Annotated in this window: 5 protein-coding genes; all 5 read left to right on the top strand. The window is 66.8% G+C overall.

Features of this window, described 5'->3' with window-relative positions; genetic code table 11:
* Nucleotides 1-428: 428 nt before the first annotated feature.
* On the top strand, nt 429-1,358 hold the full coding sequence (gene lipA / locus V3572_RS04570) for a lipoyl synthase (protein ID WP_332109800.1): 930 nt from the start codon (nt 429-431) through the stop codon (nt 1,356-1,358).
* Between the two features lie 77 nt (nt 1,359-1,435).
* Complete coding sequence (gene rfbC, locus V3572_RS04565; protein ID WP_442877352.1) at nt 1,436-1,996, top strand: dTDP-4-dehydrorhamnose 3,5-epimerase; 561 nt, start codon at nt 1,436-1,438, stop codon at nt 1,994-1,996.
* Nucleotides 1,997-2,119: 123 nt separating this feature from the next.
* A complete protein-coding gene (locus tag V3572_RS04560) occupies nt 2,120-3,628 on the top strand; it encodes a mannose-1-phosphate guanylyltransferase/mannose-6-phosphate isomerase (RefSeq protein ID WP_332109799.1) in 1,509 nt (502 codons plus the stop codon).
* A 185-nt stretch (nt 3,629-3,813) separates the two neighbouring features.
* On the top strand, nt 3,814-4,383 hold the full coding sequence (qrcA, locus tag V3572_RS04555) for a menaquinone reductase multiheme cytochrome c subunit QrcA (RefSeq protein WP_332109798.1): 570 nt from the start codon (nt 3,814-3,816) through the stop codon (nt 4,381-4,383).
* Between the two features lie 12 nt (nt 4,384-4,395).
* The coding region (gene qrcB, locus V3572_RS04550) for a menaquinone reductase molybdopterin-binding-like subunit QrcB (RefSeq protein WP_332109797.1) at nt 4,396-5,762 on the top strand (1,367 nt) is incomplete at its 3' end.

Below are 5,762 nucleotides of genomic sequence, written 5' to 3'. Positions count from 1 at the left end.
CGACAAGGACACCCGTCCGGACGGCGACGCCCGGGCCCCGGGCCGGACCCGGGAGAAACGGCCCGGTTCCCACGCCGCAGGGGGGGCCGCAGGAGCGGATCGCGACAGGAAACCCGCCGGATCGGGCCGCAAAGAGAAGGCGTCCGACAGAAGGAACAACCCGGCCGGGTCGAACCAGGGAGGCGCCCGCCCGCAGGAGCATCCCGAGCGGGAATCCGGGAGAAAGTCACGCCCCGGCCCGGCCCGGGGCAAGGCCCCGGCGGGGGCCCCTGAACGGGCGAAGTCCTCCCGGGGGGCGTCCGGGCCCAAAAAAACGCCGCGCGGCGATTCCCCCGCCAAAAAGCCTCCGGTCGGTCGGCCAGGCGGGAGAAAATCCTCTTCATCCGCCGGGAGGGCGTCCTCCCGCACCAAGGATACGGGCCGTGACCATGACCGCTGATCCACTGTCATCGAGCGCGTCGGCGAGGGGCAAACGCCTGCCGCCCTGGCTTAAGGTGGGGCTGCCGCGCAGCGCGGATTTCTCCCGCACGGCCTCCCTGGTGGCCGCCCACGGCCTGTGCACCGTGTGCAAAAACGCCCGCTGCCCCAACATCTTCGAGTGCTATTCCCGGGGCACGGCCACCTTCCTGATCCTTGGCGAACGCTGCACCCGGAACTGCACCTTCTGCAACATCGCCTCGGGCGCCCCGTCCCCCCCGGACCCGGACGAGCCCCAGCGGGTGGCCCGGGCCGCCCTGGAGCTCGGGGTCCGGCATGTGGTGGTCACCTCGGTCACCCGCGACGACCTGCCCGACGGCGGGGCCGGACATTTTGCGGCCGTGACCGCGCGGCTGCGCGAGATCCTGCCCGGGGCCGGGGTGGAGCTTCTGACCCCGGATTTCGCGGGAAGCGCCGCATCCCTGGACGTGGTTCTGGACGCGGCCCCGGACATCTTCAACCACAACGTGGAGACCGTGCCGGAGCTCTATCCCCTGGTGCGTCCCCAGGCCGACTACGACAGGAGCCTCGCCGTACTGCGCCGGGCCGCGTCCCGGCCGGGCATGCGGGTCAAAAGCGGGTTCATGCTCGGATTCGGGGAGAGTCCGGACCAGGCCCGCCGGGTGATTACGGACCTGGCCCGGGCCGGGTGCGCCATGATCACCGTGGGCCAATACCTGCGCCCCTCCAGGCGGCATCCCGAGCCCGTGCGCTACGTCCACCCCGACGAATTCGCGGAACTGGCCGCCTTCGGCCGGGACATCGGGGTGGCCGGGATGTTTAGCGGGCCCCTGGTGCGCAGTTCCTACCACGCCGATGAACGGGCGGCGGCCCAGGAAGCTGGCCGCGTAGCGGCGGCGGGCGGTTGTGACGGGGCGTGAAATCGGTTACCTGTGGGCCCGCGCGGCTTACCCGGCAATGCGGGCGGGCCGCGACTTCATGTCATGCCAAGGAGCGGATGGTGCAGGTCACTCCCACGGATTTCCCAGGTCTTTGCGTGCTCGAACCCAAGGTTTTCGGCGACCATCGCGGGTTTTTCACCGAAACGTACAATCGCCGCCTCTTCGCCGAACTCGGCCTGAACTACGATTTCGTCCAGGACAACCATGCCCGCTCCAATACCAAAGGCGTCTTGCGCGGGCTGCACTTCCAGTCGCCGCCGACGGCCCAGGCCAAGCTGGTGTGGGTCACCCGGGGGGCGGTCTTCGACGCCGTGGTGGACATCCGCAAGGGTTCCCCCACCTTCGGCAAATGGTACGGCCTTACCCTCTCCGAGGAGAATTTCAAGCGGCTCATGGTCCCGGCCGGGTTCGCCCATGGCTATGTGACCTTAACCGACGTGGCCGAGTTCCAGTACAAGGTGGACGCCTACTATTCCCCGGCCCACGACGGAGGGGTGGCCTGGAACGATCCGGACATCGGCGTGCCCTGGCCGGTGACCGAACCGGTTTTGTCCGGCAAGGACGCGGCCCTGCCCAGGCTTTGCGACATCGATTCGCCGTTCGTTTTCGCCGGATAGGGCGACGCCGTCTGCGGCCGGGACGGCCGTTTTTTGGGGCCGGGCCGACTGTCCGGGCAAGGTTTTGTCGGTATGGGCCGCGGCATAAGCCATGGCCAACCCGCAACCGTGAAGGAGCCTGCCATGGGCCAGACCGTGGACATCGCACAAACGGCGGGGGCGCAGCCAGCGCCAGGCGCCCAGGCCATCATCCTGGCCGGAGGCTCCGGAACGCGGCTGTGGCCCCTGTCGCGGACCCTTCTGCCCAAGCAGCTCCTGGCCATAAACGGGGAGAAGACCCTGCTTCAGAACACCCTGGCCCGGATCCTGAGCGTCTTTCCGGCCCGGGGAACCTGGGTGGTGACCAACGAGGAGCATGTCTTCGAGGTGCGCGGCCAGTTGCGCCGCGTGGACCCCGGGCTTGAAGGCAACATCCTGGCCGAACCCATGGGCAAAAACACCCTCCCGGCCGTCCTGCTGGCCCTTGACCGCATCCTTGGCGATGTTTCTCCCGAGGCCCAAAGCGGCGTCGTGGTGGGCGTGTTCCCGTCCGATCACATGGTGGGGGACGTGGCCGCCTGGAAAAAGTGCATCGAGCGCGGCGAGGCCCTGGCCCGGAAGGGCTTTTTGGTCACCTTCGGAGCCCGGGCCGACACGCCCGAGACCGGCTACGGCTATATCCGCCGGGGGGCCGCCCTGGGCGACGGGGCCTTTGCCGTGGACGGCTTTACGGAAAAGCCCGATCTGGAGATGGCCCGGTCCATGGTCGCGGGCGGCGTGCATCTGTGGAACACGGGCATGTTTCTTTTTAGGGCGGACATTTTTCTCGCGGCCGTGGAAAAGCATGCCCCGGCGCATTTCGCCTGGTGGCGGGCGCGCCATGAAAAACCGTTGATCCGGGGCTATGGCGGCATTCCCGAGCTGTCCGTGGACTACGGGTTGCTTGAGCAGATGAACCGCCTGGCCGTGATCGACGCCGGTTTCGACTGGGACGACCTGGGCAACTGGGCGGCCGTGTACCGCCTGGGGGTCAAGGATCAAAACGGCTGCGTGGTCCAGGGGGACGTCCTGGCCCTGGACTGCCATGACAGCCTGCTGGTTTCCCGGGGCGGCAAACTGGCCGTGACCGGCCTTCGGGACATGATCGTGGTCCAGACCCGGGACGCCACCCTGGCCTGTCCCATGTCGCGGCAGCAGGGCGTCAAGGACGTGGTGGCGGCGCTGGCGGCCGAAGGGAGTCCGCTGGTCGAGGCCCATGTCACCGTGCGGCGTCCCTGGGGCAGCTACACGGTCCTGGAGGAGGGGCCGGGATACAAGATCAAACGCATCGAGGTGTCGCCCGGGGCGCGGCTGAGCCTGCAGATGCACCACCACCGCAGCGAGCATTGGGTGGTCATTGCCGGGACGGCCGAGGTGCAGCTCGGGGAGCGGATTTTTTTGCTCGCCGAGAACCAGTCCGTGGACATTCCCAAGACCACGGAGCACCGGTTGTCCAACCCCGGCAAAGTGCTCGTCGAGATCATCGAGATCCAGAGCGGGCCGTATCTGGAAGAGGACGACATCGTGCGCTACGACGATGTGTATGGCCGCCGGGTGGGCGGGGCGGACAGCCCGGAAGGCGATGCGGCGCCAAAACGGCCGGACGGGGGGTGAGGCCGGACGGGGCTTTTGGCCGCCGGGCGCTGGGCCATGGATGCGCCGCAGGCCGAATTCCTCTCTAAGTATTCGTGAATTTTTTCATTTGTCCTTGACACAGCGCGTGGCTCTTGCTTAAAAAGCGCGGTGCCGTAGGTACTATCGAAATGCTATGTGAACCACAACGAACGGGGCAGGGGATTATGGAGGAAAGACAATCGAACAAGGCGGGCGGCGTCGGCGGCGTCGTGTTGCTCTTTCTGGTCGGTTTCGTGGGTGCGCTCGTCGTCGGCTGGTGGGTTTTCCCACAGCTTCTTTTCAGCCAGAAAACCCAGCCCATCCTGTTCAGCCACAAGGTGCACGCCGAACAGGGGCTGGACTGTGAAAGCTGTCACACGTTCTCCGAGACGGGGCAGTTCCTGGGGCTGCCGAGCACGGCCTCCTGTGCCGAGTGTCATCCTGACGAGACCGGCGGCGCGACGGACGCCGAAAAGGAAATCGACAAGTTCGTCAAGGATTACGCCAAACCCGGCATCGAGGTTCCCTGGCTCGTCTACCAGTACCAGCCGGACAACGTCTTCTTCTCCCATGCCGCTCACACGGGGTTCGAATGCACCACGTGCCATCCCGACGTGGCCAACATGGATTCCCCGCCGCCGTATCATGAAAACAGGCTTAGCGGCTACAGCAAGCAGACCATGAAGATGTGGGAGTGCGAACGGTGCCATGCCCAGATGGGCGCCAGCAACGCCTGCTACGTCTGCCACAAATAAGGGGGGAGAAAAGTGGGACTTGATCGCAGAGCTTTCATCGGACTCGTGGCGGGTGGCGCCGTCGGTACGCTGTTCACCCCCATTCCCTGGAAATTGGCGGATGACGCCGCCATATGGACCCAAAACTGGCCCTGGATTCCCCGGGTGCCGCGGGGCGAGGTGACCTTCGCCACGACCGCCAGCAAGCTGTGTCCTTCGGGGACCGGCCTCAAGGTGGCCCTGGCCGGGGGCAAGCCCATTACGGCGTACGGCAATCCCGAGCATCCGCTCAGCCAGGGCGGCGTGTCGCCCATCGGGGCCTCCGAGGTGTACATGCTCTACAGCCCCGCCCGGGTGCGCACGCCCATGCGCAAGTCCGGCGGGAAATTCGAGCCCATCACCTGGGAGCAGGCCCAGACGGAGCTGATGGCCAAGTGCAAGGCCGCCGGAAACAAGGTGGCCTGCATCAGCGGCGACGTGGGCGGCACGGTCGGCGAGGCGCTTTCCGCCTTCCTGGCCAAGGTCGGTTCCGCCGCCATGTACGCCATGCCGGGCGAGGCCGGGCCCGCCGCCGCCGGATTCAAACTCATGGGCGGTCAGGGTCGGGTGGGTTTCGACATCGACAACGCCGACTGCGTCCTAATCCTGGGCTCGGACATCTTCGAGGGCTCGGGCGTCTCGGTGCGCAACCGCAAGGCCTTTTGCGCCACGCATCCGCTGGGCAAGGACCAGACCGCCAAGTACGCCTACGCCGGGCCGGTGCGCAACCACACCGGATCGGTGAGCGACGCCTGGGTTCCCGTGGCCTCCGCCCACCTGGGCACGTTGGCCCTGGGCATCGCCTGGCATCTGCTCAAGGCGGGAGCGACCACGGATGCGGCCGACATGGCCGACTTCAAAAAACTTGTTGAGGCCAACTATTCTCCGGACAAGGTCGCCAAGCTGATCGGCGTCGGGCCCGAGGTTCTGGCCGGTATCGCCAAGAACCTGGCCGCCGCCAAGGCCCCCCTGGTCATCCCCGGTTCCGAAATGGGACAGGGCATGGGCCCCGGGGCCTTCATCGCGGGCATGAGCCTGAACATGCTGCTTGGCCGCATGAACAAGCCCGGCGGGGTCATGGCCCTGCCCGAGCTTGCCGCAGTGTTCCCGGGCGCGGAGACGCCTTCGGAGATTTTGGCCCGGGATCTTCCCGGCTTCCTGAAAGGCGTCGGCGAGGGCAAGGCCGCCGCCCCCGAGGTGCTTTTCGTCTATGCCGCCAACCCGGCCTACGGCCTCCCGCAGTCCGGGGCCATGGCCGCAGCCCTGGAAAAAATCCCCTTCAAGGTGAGCTTCGCCTCGTTCATGGACGAAACAGCGGCCATGTGCGATCTGATCCTGCCCAACTCCCTCACCTTGGAGCG

Origin of the sequence: Desulfolutivibrio sp. (assembly GCF_036584575.1) — a bacterium.
Lineage (GTDB): Bacteria > Desulfobacterota > Desulfovibrionia > Desulfovibrionales > Desulfovibrionaceae > Desulfolutivibrio.
The sequence above is the reverse complement of the archived record's forward strand: the minus strand, read 5'-3'. Positions and strand labels throughout refer to the sequence as shown.

Bases quoted from the DNA above. Each gene is read 5' to 3' on its own strand.
- qrcA (WP_332109798.1), top strand. From the start codon at position 3,814: ATGGAGGAAAGACAATCGAACAAGGCGGGCGGCGTCGGCGGCGTCGTG.
- lipA (WP_332109800.1), top strand. From the start codon at position 429: ATGACCGCTGATCCACTGTCATCGAGCGCGTCGGCGAGGGGCAAACGC.
- rfbC (WP_442877352.1), top strand. From the start codon at position 1,436: ATGGTGCAGGTCACTCCCACGGATTTCCCAGGTCTTTGCGTGCTCGAA.
- V3572_RS04560 (WP_332109799.1), top strand. From the start codon at position 2,120: ATGGGCCAGACCGTGGACATCGCACAAACGGCGGGGGCGCAGCCAGCG.